14 protein-coding genes are annotated in these 17,030 nt (G+C 72.2%); 6 read left to right on the top strand and 8 right to left on the bottom strand.

Features of this window, described 5'->3' with window-relative positions:
* The first annotated feature begins 28 nt into the window (after window positions 1–28).
* Together SMIR_RS17880 and SMIR_RS17875 are read left to right on the top strand one after the other, a co-directional pair.
* On the top strand, window positions 29–1,183 hold the full coding sequence (locus tag SMIR_RS17880) for a PP2C family protein-serine/threonine phosphatase (protein ID WP_168501172.1): 1,155 nt from the start codon (window positions 29–31) through the stop codon (window positions 1,181–1,183).
* 87 nt (window positions 1,184–1,270) lie between these two features.
* Window positions 1,271–2,338: a hypothetical protein gene (locus tag SMIR_RS17875; protein WP_168493743.1), complete on the top strand. Its 1,068-nt coding sequence runs from the start codon at window positions 1,271–1,273 to the stop codon at window positions 2,336–2,338.
* A gap of 9 nt (window positions 2,339–2,347) precedes the next feature.
* Here SMIR_RS17875 and SMIR_RS43545 read toward each other — a convergent pair whose 3' ends face one another.
* The 4 genes from SMIR_RS43545 to SMIR_RS17860 form a co-directional block, all read right to left on the bottom strand.
* Entirely contained in the window at window positions 2,348–3,013 is a 666-nt protein-coding gene (locus SMIR_RS43545) for a sensor histidine kinase (protein WP_248003015.1), read from the bottom strand.
* A complete protein-coding gene (locus SMIR_RS43540; RefSeq protein ID WP_249938437.1) occupies window positions 2,965–3,645 on the bottom strand; it encodes a hypothetical protein in 681 nt (226 codons plus the stop codon). The genes SMIR_RS43545 and SMIR_RS43540 overlap by 49 nt, the downstream gene beginning before the upstream one ends.
* Entirely contained in the window at window positions 3,633–4,334 is a 702-nt protein-coding gene (locus tag SMIR_RS17865) for a response regulator transcription factor (RefSeq protein ID WP_168493745.1), read from the bottom strand. Before SMIR_RS17865 ends, SMIR_RS43540 begins: the two co-directional genes overlap by 13 nt.
* A 245-nt stretch (window positions 4,335–4,579) precedes the next feature.
* Window positions 4,580–6,562 (bottom strand): YncE family protein, encoded by a 1,983-nt coding sequence (locus SMIR_RS17860; RefSeq protein ID WP_422664445.1) that lies wholly within the window; start codon window positions 6,560–6,562, stop codon window positions 4,580–4,582.
* Window positions 6,563–6,825: 263 nt separating this feature from the next.
* Here SMIR_RS17860 and SMIR_RS17855 point away from each other — a divergent pair, with 263 nt between their 5' ends.
* From SMIR_RS17855 to SMIR_RS17845, 3 genes are read left to right on the top strand one after another with little or no spacing between them, the layout of a single operon-like run.
* The gene (locus tag SMIR_RS17855) at window positions 6,826–7,191 is read left to right on the top strand and encodes a hypothetical protein (RefSeq protein ID WP_211179035.1); all 366 of its coding nucleotides are present in this window, start codon (window positions 6,826–6,828) and stop codon (window positions 7,189–7,191) included.
* Between the two features lie 4 nt (window positions 7,192–7,195).
* Window positions 7,196–9,856, top strand: coding sequence for a caspase family protein (locus tag SMIR_RS17850; RefSeq protein WP_168493749.1), 2,661 nt, complete (start codon window positions 7,196–7,198; stop codon window positions 9,854–9,856).
* The gene (locus tag SMIR_RS17845) at window positions 9,856–11,301 is read left to right on the top strand and encodes an extracellular solute-binding protein (RefSeq protein WP_168493751.1); all 1,446 of its coding nucleotides are present in this window, start codon (window positions 9,856–9,858) and stop codon (window positions 11,299–11,301) included. The genes SMIR_RS17850 and SMIR_RS17845 overlap by 1 nt, the downstream gene beginning before the upstream one ends.
* On the opposite strand, the gene SMIR_RS17840 is transcribed toward SMIR_RS17845, so the two are convergent.
* Window positions 11,279–12,532, bottom strand: a complete 1,254-nt coding sequence (locus tag SMIR_RS17840) for an amidohydrolase (protein WP_168493753.1) — start codon at window positions 12,530–12,532, stop codon at window positions 11,279–11,281. The genes SMIR_RS17845 and SMIR_RS17840 overlap by 23 nt on opposite strands.
* A 55-nt stretch (window positions 12,533–12,587) precedes the next feature.
* Entirely contained in the window at window positions 12,588–12,749 is a 162-nt protein-coding gene (locus tag SMIR_RS17835; protein WP_168493755.1) for a hypothetical protein, read from the bottom strand.
* Window positions 12,750–12,901: 152 nt separating this feature from the next.
* Here SMIR_RS17835 and SMIR_RS17830 point away from each other — a divergent pair, with 152 nt between their 5' ends.
* Complete coding sequence (locus tag SMIR_RS17830) at window positions 12,902–14,245, top strand: helix-turn-helix domain-containing protein (protein ID WP_168493757.1); 1,344 nt, start codon at window positions 12,902–12,904, stop codon at window positions 14,243–14,245.
* Window positions 14,246–14,467: 222 nt separating this feature from the next.
* Here the strand turns inward: SMIR_RS17830 and SMIR_RS17825 are convergent, their stop codons facing one another.
* Both SMIR_RS17825 and SMIR_RS17820 read right to left on the bottom strand, forming a co-directional pair.
* Window positions 14,468–14,992: a GNAT family N-acetyltransferase gene (locus SMIR_RS17825; RefSeq protein WP_168501173.1), complete on the bottom strand. Its 525-nt coding sequence runs from the start codon at window positions 14,990–14,992 to the stop codon at window positions 14,468–14,470.
* Between the two features lie 127 nt (window positions 14,993–15,119).
* Window positions 15,120–16,958, bottom strand: coding sequence for an alkyl/aryl-sulfatase (locus tag SMIR_RS17820; protein WP_168493759.1), 1,839 nt, complete (start codon window positions 16,956–16,958; stop codon window positions 15,120–15,122).
* Between the last annotated feature and the right edge of the window lie 72 nt (window positions 16,959–17,030).

The raw sequence follows: 17,030 nt of genomic DNA, 5'->3' as shown, positions 1-17,030 counted from the left end.
GCGCGACGACTCCGTCCAGCGGCAGAAGATGTTGCGGCTGAGCGGCCACAGTGTCGCCTGGGTACCGCCGCTGCTCCTGCTCATCGCCATCGGACTGGCCGACTGGAACACCTCCGGCGAGTTCCGGATCATCTCCTGGATCGTCCTCGTCCCCGGCATCGCGGCGGCGATCTGCGGGGTGTGGACCACGGCGGTCTTCGCCTGCCTGGCGGTCGTCACCTACGTCGAGGTCGACGCGTCCTGGCAGCACCAGTACCAGACCGGCCTTCCCGACTTCATCCTCGTCAGCGTGGGCGGCGTCCTCGCGGTCATCGCCTGTGCGGTCCGGGTCCGCGGCGAGCGGCGCATGCTGCACATGATGGACGTCGCCGAGACCACCCGGCGCACGGTGCTGCGCCCGATGCCGCCGGGCTGGGGCGGCCTCGACCACGCGGCCGTGTACCTGCCCGCCGACAGCGAGGCCCGGGTCGGCGGGGACTTCTACGACATCCAGCCGGGGCCCCGCGGCACCCGGCTGCTCCTCGGCGACGTGCAGGGCAAGGGGCTGGGCGCGGTGGAGTCGGCGGCCGCGCTGCTCGGCACGTTCCGCGAGGCGGCGTACCACGAACCCCTCCTGCAGACGGTCGCCGACCGTCTGGAGGTGCGGATGCTCCGGCACGTCGGCTACCGCACGGCGGTCGGCCGCGACGACCACGACCGCTTCGCCACCGCCGTCCTGGTGAGCTTCCCCGACGACACCCGGAACACCGTCGAGTTCGTCAACTTCGGCCACGAGCCGCCCCTCGTGGTCGCGCCCGACGGCGTACGCATCCTGCCGCCGGGCCACGGACTCCCGCTGGGTCTCGGCGAGCTGACCTCCGACCAGCCGCTCGTCCTGACCGCCGTACTGGTCCCCGGCGAGACCCTGCTCCTGGTCACGGACGGGGTGACCGAGGCCCGCGACGCCGACGGTGTGTTCTTCCCGCTCCTCGACCGGGTGACCCGCGCCCTGACCGAGGACCCGCGCACCGTCGAGCCGCAGCACCTCGTCGAACTCGTCCGCGACGGCACACTGCGCCACTGCGGCGGGCATCTGGCCGACGACACCACGATCTTCGCGGTACGACGACGGGGGCACCGCAGGCCGGTGGTGTCGCCGAACGTGGTCCCGGAGGGCACGGGCGGGGGCACAACCCAGCCATAGGCGGTCGTTTGCCCGGCTGACGTCCCCCCTTCGCAGGCGCAGCGGTTACGGTGCTGACGTACGTGATCGATGGGGAGGGAGGGAACCATGCCCGGAACCGTGCTGCTCCTCGCGGCCTCACCGGTGGGCAAGGGGTGTCTGGTGGACGCGGCGTCCGTACTCCCCGTGCTCGCGGCGGTGTCCCCCGCGGTGCTGTCCGGCACGGACACCGCGAACGTGGTGGAACTGGCCGACCCGTTGGAGCCGCAGGCCGTGCTGACCCGGCTGCGCGCGGCCGCCACGGCTCCCGGCCCGCTGACGATGTTCGTGACGGGCCAGCTCCAGCTGGACCGCCGCCAGCGCCTGCCGCACCTCGCACTGGCCCGCACCACTCCGTCGACGGTCCGCTACACGGCCTTCCCCTGGCACTGGATCGCCGAGGAGCTCCGGCTGCGCGCGCCGGGCACCACCGAGCTCCTGGTCGACCTGCACGCCGACGCGGAGACCTGGGAGCACCTCGCGACGAGCCCCCTCACCGCGGGCAGGGGGGTCGGCCTGTACGGGCGCGTCGCCCCGCCGCCGCCCCGGCGCACGGTGGCGTCACCGGCGTACATGAAGGCACTCGCCACGATCCTGCGCAGCGGCCGGCGGCCGGAACTCCCGCTGCTGCACCAGCAGTCGCTGGCCCGGGTCGAGGCCGGGAGCGGGCCGTCGGGGATCGTGCTGGCGGCTCCCGCGCGGATACCCGTGGTCCCCGACCCGCACGCCGCGATCACCGCCGCCGCGCAGGCGGGCCGGCACGGCGACGCCGCGGCACTGGCCGCGCGCTGGGAGCAGGAGGCGGCCCGCACCTGGGGCGTCGCCTCCGAGCAGGCCCTGCACTGGGCGGAGGTCCGCGCGGACCTGGCGATGCTCGCGGGCGACCCGGTCGGCAGCTGCCGCACCTGGCTGGCGATCGCCGGGCACCGGCTGGACACGGGCCAGCCCGCCGACGCCCCGGCCGTCGAGTCGGCCGTGGACCGGGCCCACCACCAGTGGGGGCAGATCGACGACTCCGCACGTGCCGTCGAACTCGGCTCCGCACTCGCCGAGTTGAGGCTGCGCGTGCCCGGACGCCGGCAGGGCGCCCTGGACCACGTACAGCGGCATCTCAGCAGACTCCAGGCGCAGGTGTGATCCTCGGGTTCAGGGCCCGGCGGGCAGTCTGACCCTGAACCAGGCGCCGCGGTCGGAGGGTTCGAGCGTCACCGTGCCGCCGTGCGCCGCCGCGATCGCCGCGACGATGCTGAGCCCGAGCCCGCTGCCCGTACTCCCGCCACCGCCCGCGCCCTCGCCCCGTACGAAGCGGTCGAAGATCCTGGCCCGCAACGCGTCCGGCACCCCCGGCCCGTCGTCCGTCACCTCGATGACCCGGTGGTCGTCCTCCGTGCCGAGCCCCAGCGTGGTCGTGGTGCCGGGCGGGGTGTGGGTGCGCGCGTTGGCCAGCAGGTTGGCGACCACCTGGTGGAGCCGGAGCGGATCCCCGGCGACGGTGTGCTCGCCGGGCGCCACCAGCAGCCGTACGGGATGTTCGGGATGGCAGTCGCGGGCGGCGGTGACGGCGTCACGGCACAGCTCCGCCAGGTCCACGCACCGCACCCGCAGGGACTGGCCGAGGTCCAGTTCGGACAGCAGCACCAGTTCGTCGATGAGCGAGGTCATCCGCTCCACCTCGGTCGACATACGTCCGAACGCCTCCTCTCGCATCCGCTCGGAGGACGGATGGCCGATGCGGGCGAGCTGGGCGTACCCCGAGATGGTGGTCAGCGGATTGCGCAGTTCGTGTCCGGCGGCGGCGAGGAACTCCCGCAACCGCCGTTCCGAGTCGAGCCGTTGCCGGGCCGCGCGGCCGCGCGGCCGCCCAGCCACCGGGCACCGAACGCGACCGCGGCGAGCAGCACCAGCGAGGCGGCGGCCTCGGCCCGCAGCAGCCGGGAGACGGCCTGGTGGGCGTCGGCCATCGAGCGGGCGATGACGACATAGGCGCGGTCACGGTCCGGGGCCGGGCCCCGGGGGCGCACCACGAGCGCCCGGTAGGTGCCCCCGATGCCCACCGGGCGCCCCCGCGCTGCGAGGGCGGCCAGCCGGGCCGGGGTGAGGGCGGGGAAGGACGGCAGGCCCGGCGCGCCCGCGTACCGCTCGGTCACCCGGCCGGTCCTGTCCAGGACGAGGATCAGGCACGACCGGTCCAGGGCGGAGCGGCCGTTCGGGCCCGTCACGCCGGCCGCCTCGCTCAGCTGGACGCCGCGGTACTTCTCGATCTCCTCGTCGGTGCGCAGCACGAGGTGGTGGCCGAGTGCCTGCGCGGACAGCGCGGCGACCGTGCCCAGGGTCACCAGCGTGGCGGCGAGCCACAGGGCGACGGCCCGCGAACCGGCGGCGACCGGTGGTCGCGGGGGCGCGCGGTGCGGGTCGCGCGGAGTCCCGGTCCTCAGTCCGAGCACAGCAGATAACCCGCCCCGCGCACCGTCCGGATGAGCGGCACTCCGGCGTCGCCGAGCTTGCGGCGCAGGTAGTAGACGTAGGTGTCGACGATGCCGGAGCCGTCGGCGCGGTGGTTCCAGACCCGCTCCTGGATCTGGGCGCGGGACAGTACCCGGCCCGGGTTCTCCATCAGATACCGCAGCAGGGCGAACTCGGTGGTGGTGAGGCCGACGGGTTCGCCCGCGGCCCACACCTCGTGGGTGTGGACGTCCAGGCGTACGGCACCGGCCTGCAGGGTGTGCCGCTCGGCGGGGTGCTCGGCGGTGCGCCGCAGCAGGGCGCGTACGCGGGCCGCGATCTCCTTGAGTTCGAAGGGCTTGGTGACGAAGTCGTCGCCGCCCAGGTCCAGTCCGCGCACCCGGTCGTCGACGTCACTGCGCGCGGTGAGGAACAGCACCGGCATGGTGTGCCCCCGCGTCCGCATGGTCCGGCAGATGTCGAAGCCGTCGAGGTCGGGCAGGTTGATGTCGAGCAGCACGAGGTCGGGGCGGCCGCGAGCGACGGCCTGGAGCGCCTCGCGTCCGGTGGCCGCGCCGGTCACCTCGAATCCCAGGAACTCCATGGCCATGGTGAGCATGGCGCGCAGATGCTCCTCGTCGTCGACGACGAGGAGCCGGGCGGGGGAGTCGAAGGGGACAGGGGTGGTCATGTCCTGTTCCTTTACTGGCACATTTTGTTGAAGACGTCGATTGAAATGTCAATTTCAAACAGAGCGGCTCGTATGGTGACACGTACCGGCAGGTAGTGAGGCCAGGTCGGGAACAACTGTCCGAGACATGCGGAAGCCCGCCTTCCCGGGGGAAGGCGGGCTTCCGGGTCACGGCGCCGGTTGAACCGGCTGATTCATCAGCCGATGTATCAGCCGATGTATCAGCCGATGAATCGGCCGATGTATCAGCCGGTGAAGATGAAGTACTTCCAGTCGCCGTGCGTCGTCGAGTTCACGTTGTCGCCCGACGTGCCGTTGTAGTACGAGGAGCGCACGCGCATCCGGTAGCCCGTCTCGTGGGTGCCGCCGAGCTGCACCCTGGACACGCCCGTGGAGCTCAGCTTGAAGTACTGGGTGCCCGCGTCGTACCAGGTGCCCTGGTAGTAGAGCTCCATCTCCAGCCGCTGCTGACGGTGCGGGTACGCCGTCATCGTCGTGGTGAACAGCGGGTCCTTGGACTTGTGGAAGTAGTAGTACGTGTGGCCGTACACCGACTTCTTCTTGTACTGGCCGCTGATGGCCGTGGACACCTTCACCTTGGCGCCGACGGTGCTGCTCACGGACTTCGACTTGTAGCGCGAGTCGCCCGCGAACTTCGCGGTGACCTTCGCGTCGCGCGTGAGGTCGAGCGTCACGGTGAGGTTGCCCGAGGAGTTCACCTTGCCGGACTTCACCAGCTTGTTGGGCTTGTCGGAGCCGAACGGGTCGGCCCAGATCTCGACCGTGCGGTTCTTGTACGTCGAACCCAGGTGCGCCGTGAACTTCACGTCGGTGCCGTACGCGTACACCTTGCGATTGTTGTTCAGGGTCAGCGTCGGGGTGGCGCGCGAGACCTCCACCGTGTCCGAGGCGGACGCCGGGGTGTGCGTGGCGTCACCCGCGTACTTCACCGTGTACTTCACCTTGCCGCCGGCCGGCGGGGTGTCCTTGAAGGAGAACTTGCCGCCGGTGCCCAGGGTCTTGGTGCCCAGCGACTTGCCGTTCGGCGACTCCATGTCGGTGCGGGTGACGGTGAGCGGAGTCCCGGCGGGCAGCGCCAGGGTCGCGGTGAGCGTGCCCGAGACGGTGAGGGACTTGGCGCGGGTCGCGCTCGCCGGGGCGCTGACCGTCAGCGCCGGCTTCGACTGGGTGGGGGCGTTCATGACGCGGAGCGAGAACACGCCCTCGGAGTTGTACGTCACCGCGAACAGCCGGCTGCTGGTGCCGGGCTCCCAGGCCAGCGCGCCGGTGGCCAGCAGATCCGAGCCGCTGCTGTGGCCGGTGTTCGGGAAATCGTACTGCCGTACGGGGCTGGTGGCGCCCGGCGTGAAGACGTGGACGTCCGGATCGTAGGAGGAGTCGGAGCCCGCGGCCACGGTGCCGTCGTCGGCCACCGCGTCGGCGTTGGCGTAGTGGGTGGTGGGCAGAGAGCCTGCCGCCGAGAGGTCCGAGGCCGCCCAGACCAGGTTGCGGTCGCCGCTGTTGGCCGTGATGACCTTGCTGCCGTCCGGGGTGAACGCGAGGTCCTCGGTCTGACCCTGGTTGTGGTCGATGAACGCCGTGCGGGCCGCCGTACCGCCCGCCACGTCGTACACCGCGAGCAGCGACGAGGAGGTGACCGGGTCCCCGGCGGCCAGCGCGTTCGGCGCGCCCGGTGTCGCGGCGAGCCGCGGGGCGTCCCGCCAGTGGGAGGCGTCGTCCTGGCCCAGGGCGACCACGGGGTCGGTGCCGGTCAGGTCGAGGGAGCCGATGTTGCCCGCGTAGGAGGTGCCGTAGCCGAACCAGATCTTGTTGCCCGCGGCGGCGAGGTACTCCGGCTCGGTGCCGGCACCCGTCGGGTACCGCACGGACTCCGTCAGCGTCGCCGTGTCGATGGCGACGATCGCGTCGTCGTCGCGCGCGGCGGCGTAGAGCGTGCCCGAGTCGGCCGACAGCTGCAGACCGGTGACGCCCGCCAGGGACGTCACCTGCTTGACGACCCGCCCGCTGTAGTCCGTCACCACGACCTTGCCGTTGCGCGGGTCGCTGACGAAGACGTGCTGGTGGACGCCGTCCACCACCAGGTCGCCGGTCGCCATGACCGGCAGGATGCTGCTGGAATCGGCACTCGCCGTCGTGGCCGTGCCGATGGCCAGGGCGGCGGAGCTGAAGGCGACCGCGAACGCCGTGGCGATGGGAAGAGTGCGCATACGCACGCTGATTCGAACCCCCCGGTACGAAGAGTGGGCGCCACGGACACGGGTCGAGTGATGTCCCGGCCTTGTACGACCCGCGAGCCGTGTATGACCTGCGAGTCATGTACGACCTGTGAGCCATGTGTGGCGAGTGGGCAAAGGTTAAGTCATGCCACTGACAACAGGAGGCGCAGGGGTCACGGAAACGCGTGGGCGTGCCGTTCCGCCCCTGTCGAGAGCCTCCCCCGGCGTCAACTCCGGTGCCATGATGGTGAGTCATGACTGCTGAGGGGGAGGGTGTGGCAGCCCGGGCCATCCGCGTGCGTCTGGACGGGACGGCGAGCGACAGCGATGTCGGCGCCCTGAAGAAGTGGCTGGAGCGGGAGAGGCCGCTGGAGCAGCTGGTCAAGCGGGGCGATCTCAGGATCGAGGAGCGCGCCGGGACCGATGAGCAGGGCACGCCCATGGGTGTCGGCATGGACATCGTGCTGGTGCTGATCGGGGCGGGCGCGGAGACGCTCTTCAAAGAGCTGCTCGCACAGGTCAAGAGCGCGGTGCGGGCCTGGAGCGACAACCGCGGCTCCGTGGAGAACGGCGATCCGCCGGAGGCCCGTGTCGATCCCCTGGGCCCCGACGAGAGGTAGCCGGGTGGACCGCTTCGACCCGCGGGGAAAGGTGAACCGGGCGCTGCTGGTCGGTGTGTCCGAGTACGAGTTCACGCGGCCGAAGCACCGCGACGGCGTCCCGGGCCAACTGCCCGCCGTCGCCCACAACCTCGCCGTGCTCGTACGGGCCCTGGAGCGGGGCGGAGTCCTGCGGCCGCTGGAGATCACCGTCGCGCGCTCGCCGCGGCTGGCCGACTTCCGCCACTCCCTGCGCGCGGCCGCCGACTCCGCCGAGGGGCTGCTCCTGCTCTACTTCGCCGGACACGGAGCCGTGCCCAGCGCGGGCGACGAACTGTGGCTGCAGATGCGCGACGCGGAGGTCGTCCGGGGCGAGACGGCGGGGTTCGAGGGCGCGGCCCGGTTCACCAACGTGCTGCGCATCCTCGCCAACAGCCACGCGGAGCGGATCGTGGTCGTCCTCGACTGCTGCAACGCGGGCAACGCCGCCCGGGTGTGGGAGGCCGTGGAGCGCCCGGACGTCCGACGGCGCGTCTCGGTGCTGATGAGCGTGCAGGCCAACAACCGCATCGACGCGGGCGACGCCGACACCCCCACACCGTTCACCGCCCGGCTGGTGGAACTGCTGACGTCGGGCATCGAGGGGCAGGGCGACGAGGTTCACTTCCTGGCCCTCGCGGAGGCGCTCAGGGTCCACATGTCCACCCACCACCGGACCGAACGCGGAGAACCCTGGGAACCGCAGAGCCGCACGGAGAACCCTCCGGTGGACGTGGTGCTGGGGATCCGGGCGGGGGCCGGGAGACCCGTCGGTTCCAGGGCGGGGGCCGTCGGAGCGAAGGCGGTGAGCCGCCCCACGTCCGGTCGCCGTCGGCAACGCGCTTTCGTGGCCCGGGTGCGTGCGGCGGCGGCCCGGTTATGGTCCGGGGCCGTGGGCGCGGGCGCGCTCCGGCCCTCGGCTCCCGCCTCGAACCGGCCCCCGGGCGGGCCCCCGGCCCGCCGTGTCGCGGTCGTCCTCCTCGTCCTCGCCGCCGCCCTCGGTCTCGTCGGCTACTTCGTCGTCGACAACGCGGCCTCCGACCGGTCCGCCTGCGGCCCGCCCGTGGAGCTGCGGCTGCTCACGGACCCCGATCTCGAATCCACCGTGCGCAAGGCGGCCGACGCCTATCTCACGTCGGCGGCGAACACCTCGGGCGGCGGCTGCCGACGCAGTGGGATCACGGTGTACGGCGCGGGCTCGGCGGCCGTGGTGGCGGGCCTGCGCGACCAGTCGGACCCCTGGCAACGGCCGGTGAGCGACGACACCGATCCGCAGCGTGACATCGGGCCCCAGCCGGACATCTGGATCCCGGGCACGCTCGCGACCGCGGCCAGGGCGCGCCCCTCCGGGGTGGCGCGGACCTACGTGACGCTGGAGCCGGACGCGACGCCGTTCGCGTACTCCCCGATGGTGCTGTCGCTGCCGCAGGGCATCGCCGAGGACTCGGTGCGCGACCGGACCGGCGATTCGCTCGCGGGCCTGCGGGCGAAGCTGGTGCGCCGCGACAAGACCGCCTCCATGCGGCGCACGGACCCGGAGTACACCGACTCCGCGCTGCTGGCCACGGTCGGCCTCTACGGCCCGGCCAAGGCCGACGTGGGCCGGGCGGAGGAGAGCGTGGCCCAGACCGGACCGCCCGCGCCCACCGCCGGTGACCTGCTGTGCGCCCTGCCCGACAACGTGGACACCGACCGGAGCACCGCCGCCCTCGTGCCGGAGTTCCTGATGGTGAGCGGGGTCGGCTGCGACCGGACGACGCGCACCCCGCGGATGGCCGAGTACCCCGACGACGTCCCGGGCCTCACCCCCACCTTCGTCCGCGTCCGCTGGACGGGCGGCGACAGCGACGAGGCGGCCCGGGACGACGCGGTACGCCGCTTCCACGACTGGCTCACGGGCACCGGTCTCGCGGTCTTCGGGCAGGACGGCTTCCGCGCCCCTTCCGGCGCCCGCGCCTTCCTCGCGGCCCACGACTCGGCCAACGGTCTGATCTCCGACCCCGGCCGGCCCGCCGGGGCCGCGGGCGCCGAGGCGATGGACACGGCCCTGAACCAGTACCGCAACGCCAAGGGCCCCGGCCGGGTGCTCTTCCTGCTGGACAGCTCCGGCTCGATGGCCGGCCTATGGCAGGGGCCGGGCGGTGCCCCCGGCATCCTCAAGCAGTCCCTCGGCGGACTCGGCGCCCAGGACGAGTACGGCGTCTGGTCCGTGGCCTCCCCGGGCCGGAGCCCGTACGCCGAACTGCTGTCCTTCGGACCCCACAAGCGCCGCGACGCCGAGCGGGCCCTCGACCGGGCCGCGGTCAAGGACGCGGAGGCCGACCCGTACGGCGCGCTGAAGGCGGCGCTGGACACCATGGCCCAGAAGGGCAAGGACGACGACCGCCCCGAGCTGATCGTCTTCCTCACGGACGACGAGGACGACAACCACCTCACGGCGAAAGGCCACTTGGACGAACTGCTCACCTCGGCCCGGACCAAGGGCGTCCCGGTGGTCATGGCGGCCCTCGAAAGTGGCGGCTGCGCCAAGGGCAGGCCCGACCAGCGGATCTCCGACGCGAGCGGCGGGCGCTGCCTGGACACCAAGGTCGACCTCGTGGCGGGCCTGCGGGACGAGGTCGCGCGCACCGGAACGGGGGACGAGTGATGCGGCGACGGCGCCGGACACACGGGCGGGGCCACGGATGGGTTCACGGACGGCTCCACGGGCGGGTCTACGGATACGGGCTGGCCCTCGCTCTCCTGCTGACCGCCTGCACCGGCGGCGGCCCGTCCGGACCCGGCGCCACGGTCTCCCCCGGCGCCTCCGGGGACATCGTCGTGGCCAGCGGGCGGGACGTGACCGGCAAGGGTGGCATCCGCCAGCAGCTCATCGACGCGTGGAACGCCCGGCAGGACAGGGAACACAGCGACGTCCACGCCCGCCTGGTCGAACTCCCGGGCTCCGCCGACCAGCAGCGCAGCCAGCTGCTCGGCGCGCTCCAGTCCGGCAGCGCCCAGTACGACGTCGTCAACCTGGACGTCACCTGGGTGCCGGAGTTCGCCGCCGCGCACCTCATCCGCCCGCTGCCGGACGCCCTGGTCGACGCGGACGTCATCAAGTCGGTGGCGAGCATGGCCCGCTGGGGCGACAAGCTCTACGCCGTCCCCTTCAACAGCGACGTCGGGCTGCTCTACTACCGCCGGGACTACCTCAAGCAGGCACACGTCCAGGACACCGACCTGAGCAAGGGAATCGCCTGGCGGCAACTGCGGGACCTCACCGACGCCGTCGAGGCGCCGGGCCGGTCGCGGCCGAAGGGCTACGAGAAGGGCTGGACCACCCAGCTCGGCCCGTACGAGGGCCGCACGGTCAACGGGATCGAGGCGTTCCTGTCCGCCATGGACGGCGCCGGCCTCACCGACGAGGACGGCCGTTACACCGCCACCGTCCAGCAGCTGACGGACGGTCTCGCGGAGCTGCGCGCCCGCACCCAGGGCGCGTACACACTCGGGGACGCGGTCCGCTCGGACGAGGGCGAGTCGCTCACCGACTTCGCGGACGGGCGCACGGCGTTCCTGCGGCACTGGCCCTACGCCTACCGCACCCTGCACCAGTCCCTGAGCGAGGCGCAGCTCGGCGTCGCTCCGCTGCCCGGCCGGGCGGTGCTCGGCGGCCAGAACCTGGCGCTGGCCGGATCGTCCCAACAGGCGGACAAGGCACGGGAGTTGATACGGTTCCTCACCAACAAGGAGAGCGAACGCTGTCTGCTCGACGCGGGGTTCGCGGCCACCCGCGAGTCGGCGTACACGGCCGACGACGTGACCTGCGGCGTGGCGAGGACACCCGGAGCCGCCTCGCCCTCGGCCTCGCCCTCCGGCGAGAGCGCCGACCGCATGCCGCGCGACGACCACGGGCGCCCCGCGTACGCCCGTACGATCCTGCTCCCCGCGCTCCGGCGCGCCGTCCAGCGCCCCCGCACCCCCCTGTACGGCGCGTTCACCCAGACGTTCGCCACCGAGCTGGGCAGGCTGTTCAGCGACGACCCGCCGGGCGACGCGGAGTTGGCCGCCGAACTGGACAAGGAGCTCAGGAAGGCACTTCCGGGCTGACGAGATACGCGAGCGCGCCCGACACCAGCGTCCGCACGCCCGGCGCGACCGTCGCCAGGTCGGGCGCGAAGTGCGGGCTGTGATTGCTGGGCACGGCCGCGAACTTCTCCATGAGGTCGTCGCCCGGGGCCGCGTCCCACACCTCGGCCGAGGTGCTGGTCACGAACCAGTAGGAGTACGGGATCTTCCCGTCCGCGAGCCGGGGGAAGTCCTCGCTGCCCATCGCCGGGCCCGGGTCGAGGATCGTCCCGGCGCCGAAGACCTCGCCGTGCACGGCCGCGACCCGGCGGTCGGTCTCCGGGTCGTTGACCGTGACCGGGAAGCTGTTGCCGACGACGACGTCGGGCTCGCGCGGGCAGCCGGCGGCCAGGCACTCGCCCGCCGCGATCCGCCGGATCGCCGCGATCATCCGCTCACGGACCTCGTCCGACTGCGTACGGATGTTGAGGGCGATCCGGGCCTCGGCGGGGATGATGTTGTGCCGGATGCCCGCTTCGATCCGCCCCACGCTCAGCACGGCCGATTCGCGCGCCGCGATCTCCCGGCTGACGACGGTCTGGAGCCGGGTCACGAGGTACGCGGCGGTGACGACCGGATCGACGGTCGACTCCGGACGCGAACCGTGCCCGCCCCGCCCGTGCACGACGATGTCCACGTCGGTGGAGGCGGACATGATCAGTCCGGGCGAGTGGGCGTACAGCCCGGTGGGTCCGGGGGCCGCGTGCTGGGCGAGCAGGACGTCCGGCCGTGGGAACCTCTCGTACAGCCCGTCCGCGACCATCCCCGAAGCGCCCTCGCCGGTCTCCTCGGCGGGCTGCCCGAGCACGAGGAGCGTGCCGGACCAGGTGTCGCGTCCGGCGGCGAGCGCCCGGGCCGCGCCCGCCAGCCAGGTGACGTGCAGATCGTGCCCGCAGGCGTGCATCACGCCGGGCTCCTGGGAGGCGTACGGCAGTCCGGTCTCCTCCTGCACCGGCAGGGCGTCCATGTCGGCGCGCAGCAGCACGGTCGGCCCGGGCCCGTTGTGCAGGACACCGACGACTCCGGTGCCGCCGACGCCGGTGACCGTCTCGAACCCGGACGTGCGCAGCCGGTCGGCGAGCGCGGCGGCCGTCCGGTGTTCCCGCATCGACAGCTCCGGGTGCCGGTGCAGGTCCCGGTAGAAGTCCTCCAGGCCGGGAACCGGGAGCTCGGCGGTGAGGTCCAGTGCGATGCGTGCGGCAGGCGAGATCACGGGGCCAGCGTAAGGGCCGCCGACGGGACGGGGGAGTTCCCGTCGGCGGCCAGTCTTATCGCAGGGCCACCGCGTGGCCGGTGTGGTTCTGGAAGTGCGGGGTGGTGGCTTCGGCCGCCCGGGCGGGGCCGGCGTTCGCTGCCAGGACCAGGGCGGCGACGGCGACGACGGCGGCACCGAAACCTCTGAAGTAGCGCGCGGAAATACGTCGGAGCATGGCGACCTCGCAACAACAGCGGCGTATTAAGCAGGCTTAAGCCGCCGCTTAACGTAGGGGTTCGAAGCATCAAAGGGCAAGGGGCACAAAGGGAGTTGGACAATAGTCAAAAGTTGGCCGAGTGTAAGTCGGGTTAATGGCATGCTTAATCCATGGCGGAGCGTGACGGCCCGGAGGTCATCGGGCGCAGGGTTCAGCAGTTGCGTACGGAACGCGGGCTGACGCAGAAGCAGTTGGCGGAACCGGCGTACACGCCCGCGTACATCTCCACCCTGGAGGCCGGGCGGGTGCGGGCCTCCGAGCCCGCGCTGCGGCACATCGCCGAGCGGCTCGGGGTGGCGTACGAGGAGATCGCGACCGGGCGCCCCGCCCACCTCGCCACCGATCTGCGGCTGCGGCTCACCGACGCCCAGCGCACGCTCGCCACCGGCGAGGCGGAGGTCGCGGCGGAGCAGTACGCCGCGCTCCTCGCGGAGGCGGACGCGCACGGGCTCGTCGCCGAGCAGGCCGCGGCGCTGCTCGGGCTCGGCGAATGCGCCCTGGAGACCGGGGACCTGCAGACCGCGCGGGAACGTTTCGAGGCCTCGGAACAGCGCCTCGGCGACGCGCCCCTCCCGAACCGGGTGCCCGCCCTGCGTGGCCGGGCCGTGTCCCACTACCTCGCCGGTGAACTCCGCTACGCCTGCTATCTGTTCGAGTCCACCCTCGACGAGCTCAACCGCACCGGGATGCACGACCCGGACGCGCTGCTGCTCCTCTACACGGGCGTCATCGCCCCGTACATGGACATGGGCGCCCATGCGCGGGCCGCCCAGGCTGCGGAGTTCGCGCTCGCCCTGGCGCCCCAGGTGGCTGATCCGGCCCTCGTCGCCCGGATGCACCGCTCCGTCGCCCGCACGATGATCGCCGAGGGCCGGGTCGCCGAGGCCGACGCCTCCCTCGCCAAGGCCTCCGAGCTCTACCGGCAGCTCCAGATCCGTACCGAGCTCGCCAACTGCCACTGGATGCGCGGCTACTTGTACGCCCAGAACGGGGAGCTGGAGCGGGCGGAGGGCGAGTTGCGGGAGGCGCAGGCGATGCTCTCCGCGAAGCGCGCCGCCCTGTACACGAGCCAGGTCAACGTGGAGCTCGCGGACGTACTGCACCGGCGCGGGAAGTCGGCCGAGGCCGCCATCCTCCTCCACGAGGTGCTCGGTGACCTCAGTCCCGAGCGCGGTGCCGTGCACTCGGCCGGCGCGCACCGACTGCTCGGCATCATCGCCGAGGACGCCCGGGACACGGAGTCCGCCGAGGAGCACTACGTCCGGGCGCTGAGTCTTCTTGAGCGGGCGGGGGCGGCGGGGGATCTCGCCGACCTGTGCCGGCTCCTCGGGGACCTGTTGCGCCGTACGGGACGGGTCGAGGCGGCGCTCGACGCCTATCGCACGGGTCTTGGCCACCGGACGGCCCCCGGCACCACCACCCTGGGCCCGGCCCCGGCCCAGCCCCCGCTGTAACGGACCCGCTCGCGCAGTTCCCCGCGCCCCTAAAAGCCTCGGCCCGTCCGGCGTTTGAGGACGAGGCCGAAGGCCGCACCCCACCCGCCCCGGCCCGCGCCATTCAGCTCGTCCGGCGTTTGAGGACGAGGCCGTTCAGGCCGATCGGGGGGCTGGGGGCGGAGCCCCCGGGTTGAGGATGGGACGGGTAGGGGCGGCGGAGGCGAGGAAGCCGGAGAACCCCTACGCGCGGCGGGAGTGCGCGGACCCCCCGACAGGTGCCTCGGAGGCGGATATCTCGGAGGCGGGGATCTCGAAGATGGTTTCGAGGCCGTCCTCCTCGTCCCACTGCTCGCCGACCTCCGTGAAGCCGAACCCGGCGATCGTGGCCAGGGACGCGGCGTTGTCCGGGCTGATCGTCACACGTACGGTCCGGACCCGGGCATCGGCGGCGGCCCGGCGCATCAACGCGGCCAGGATCGCCCGTGCGTAGCCCCGGCGGCGGTGGCCGGGGTCCACGGAGTAGCCGATCTCCACCATGCCCGCCTCGTCCGGCGGCCCGTGGAACCCGGCATAGCCGACGACCGTACCCTCCGGTTCGGCGACCACGACCTTGGCCAGCCATCCCGCGCACTCGGGGCGCGAGGCCAGCTGGTTCAGCCGGTAGCGCCAGAGCCAGCGCGCGCTGTCGCTGAGGAAGTACTCGGTGAGTTCGGCCCCCACCTCGGCACCGGCCCGGTCGAGGTCGGAGTCCAGCAGGGCTGTCATGGCCGTGCTCGACAGCTCGACGAACCGCACCGACTTGTCTCTTGCAGCGTTGTCTGTCACAGCGCGGATCCTCATCGGAGGGAGCCGGACCTGTCGAACGGTTTTCCCGTACGCCCCTCCGGGGCCTTTACGGCGTCACGATCGGGAACGCCTTGTCCGGCTCGGAGACGTACGAGAGCAGCCGGGCCAGCACGGTGGTGTCGCCGTCCGACTCGATGCCCGCGAGGCCCCGGCCCGTCACGACCCCGAGCAGTTCCGGGCGGGTGAGGGTCAGGGTCAGGTCCGCGTGGGGCTTCGGGGTGTGGTGGACCGGCATGGCGCGGTGCGTGAGGGCGCCGTTGTGGAGGTTGACTCGGTGGCGGCGCTGCTCGTCGATGACGACGAGGTCGAGGGTGAGGTGTTCGTTCCAGGCGCGGGGGCCCTCGATCCGCACGGCGAGCGAGTCGAGGAGCATGCTCACGGTGAGCGCGGACGTCAGTTCGGGGCTCGTGGTGTCGACGGGGATGTCGGCGGTGCCCGCGCGCAGTTCGAGGGCGGCCGTGAGGTAGGCGTTGCGCCAGGTCCCGTTCTCCGCGCCGTACCCGAGCCGTTCGTAGACGCCCGCGAGGGTGTCCTTCGCGGCGTTGTTCGACGGGTCGGCGAACACCAGGTGGTTGAGGAGGGTGGCGGCGAACCGCAGGTCGCCGGCGTCGACGTACGCCCGCGCCTTGACCAGGGTCTCCGTCTGACCGCCCGCCAACTCCACGTACCGCCGCCCGAGTTCGGTCGGCGGATGCTCCCAGAGGTGGGCGGGGTTGCCGTCGTACCAGCCCATGTACCGCTGGTAGACGGCCTTGACGTTGTGGCTGACCGAGCCGTAGTAGCCGCGGGCGTGCCAGGCCCTCTCCAGGGCGGGCGGCAGCAGCAGTTCCTCGGCGATCTCGGTACCGGTCAGGCCCCGGTTGAGCATGCGGAGGGTCTGGTCGTGCAGGTAGGCGTAGAGGTCCCGCTGTTCGCCGAGGAACCTGACGACGTTCGCCCGGCCCCAGATCGGCCAGTGGTGGGAGGCGAACGCCACGTCGTAGGTGTCACCGAACACGTCGATCGTCTCGTCGAGATAGCGAGCCCACACATGCGCGTCGCGGACCGGGGCCCCGCGCAGGGTGAGCACGTTGTGCAGGGTGTGGCTGGCGTTCTCGGCCACGCACAGGGCGCGCTGCTCGGGGAGGAGGAAGTTCATCTCGGCGGGCGCCTCGGTCCCGGGCGTGAGCTGGAAGACGAACCGCACGCCGTCGACGGTCTCCTCCTGCCCCGTCCGGGTGATGTCCACGTTCGGGGCGATGAGCGTGACGGTGCCGGTGGAGGTGATGGTGCCGAGCCCGGTACCGATCTGGCCGCGCGGCGCCCTCGGCAGCCGGGAGCCGTACATGAACGCCGACCGGCGCAGCATCGCGTTGCCCGCGAAGACGCTCTCGCTGACCGCGTGCTTCAGGAATCCCTCGGGCGCGAGAACGGGCAGCCCGCTCTCGCTGCCGTGCGCCACCACCCCGCGGGCGCCGCCGAAGTGGTCGACGTGGGAATGGGTGTAGACGAGCCCGGTCACCGGCCGTGCACCCCGGTGCTCGTGGTAGAGCCCGAGGGCGGCCGCGGCGCACTCCGCCGAGATCAGCGGGTCGATCACGATCACACCGTGCTTGCCCTCGACGAGGGTCATGTTCGAGAGATCGAGGCCGCGCACCTGGTACACGCCCTCGGTGACCTCGTACAGGCCGTGGCGCGCGCACAGCTGTGACTGCCGCCACAGGCTGGGGTGCGCGGTGTCGGGGCAGTCCTCGTCCAGGAACGCGTACGCGTTCCCGTCGTAGACGATCTGTGCCTCGCTGTCGGTGATCACGGGCGGGTCCAACGCCGCGATGAACCCCCGATCGGCGTTCTCGAAGTCCGTGAGATCGTCGAAGGGAAGGTCATCACGCGCCGGGACGGTCATACGTCCAGCCTCTGCCGACGAGCGGTGAGCGGCTAGTGGAGTGGGCCGTTCGTGACGTGCGCGGTCGCGAGG

The organism is Streptomyces mirabilis (assembly GCF_018310535.1).
In the GTDB taxonomy this organism is placed as follows: domain Bacteria; phylum Actinomycetota; class Actinomycetes; order Streptomycetales; family Streptomycetaceae; genus Streptomyces.
This window is presented reverse-complemented; position numbering and strand designations above follow the sequence as displayed.

What these genes read in the sequence shown, in the direction of transcription:
- SMIR_RS17830 (WP_168493757.1), top strand. Translation starts at nt 12,902, where the DNA reads ATGGCGGAGCGTGACGGCCCGGAGGTCATCGGGCGCAGGGTTCAGCAG.
- SMIR_RS17845 (WP_168493751.1), top strand. Translation starts at nt 9,856, where the DNA reads ATGCGGCGACGGCGCCGGACACACGGGCGGGGCCACGGATGGGTTCAC.
- SMIR_RS17825 (WP_168501173.1), bottom strand. Translation starts at nt 14,992, where the DNA reads ATGACAGCCCTGCTGGACTCCGACCTCGACCGGGCCGGTGCCGAGGTG.
- SMIR_RS17820 (WP_168493759.1), bottom strand. Translation starts at nt 16,958, where the DNA reads ATGACCGTCCCGGCGCGTGATGACCTTCCCTTCGACGATCTCACGGAC.
- SMIR_RS17875 (WP_168493743.1), top strand. Translation starts at nt 1,271, where the DNA reads ATGCCCGGAACCGTGCTGCTCCTCGCGGCCTCACCGGTGGGCAAGGGG.
- SMIR_RS17855 (WP_211179035.1), top strand. Translation starts at nt 6,826, where the DNA reads ATGACTGCTGAGGGGGAGGGTGTGGCAGCCCGGGCCATCCGCGTGCGT.
- SMIR_RS17835 (WP_168493755.1), bottom strand. Translation starts at nt 12,749, where the DNA reads ATGCTCCGACGTATTTCCGCGCGCTACTTCAGAGGTTTCGGTGCCGCC.
- SMIR_RS17865 (WP_168493745.1), bottom strand. Translation starts at nt 4,334, where the DNA reads ATGACCACCCCTGTCCCCTTCGACTCCCCCGCCCGGCTCCTCGTCGTC.
- SMIR_RS17880 (WP_168501172.1), top strand. Translation starts at nt 29, where the DNA reads ATGTTGCGGCTGAGCGGCCACAGTGTCGCCTGGGTACCGCCGCTGCTC.
- SMIR_RS17860 (WP_422664445.1), bottom strand. Translation starts at nt 6,562, where the DNA reads ATGCGCACTCTTCCCATCGCCACGGCGTTCGCGGTCGCCTTCAGCTCC.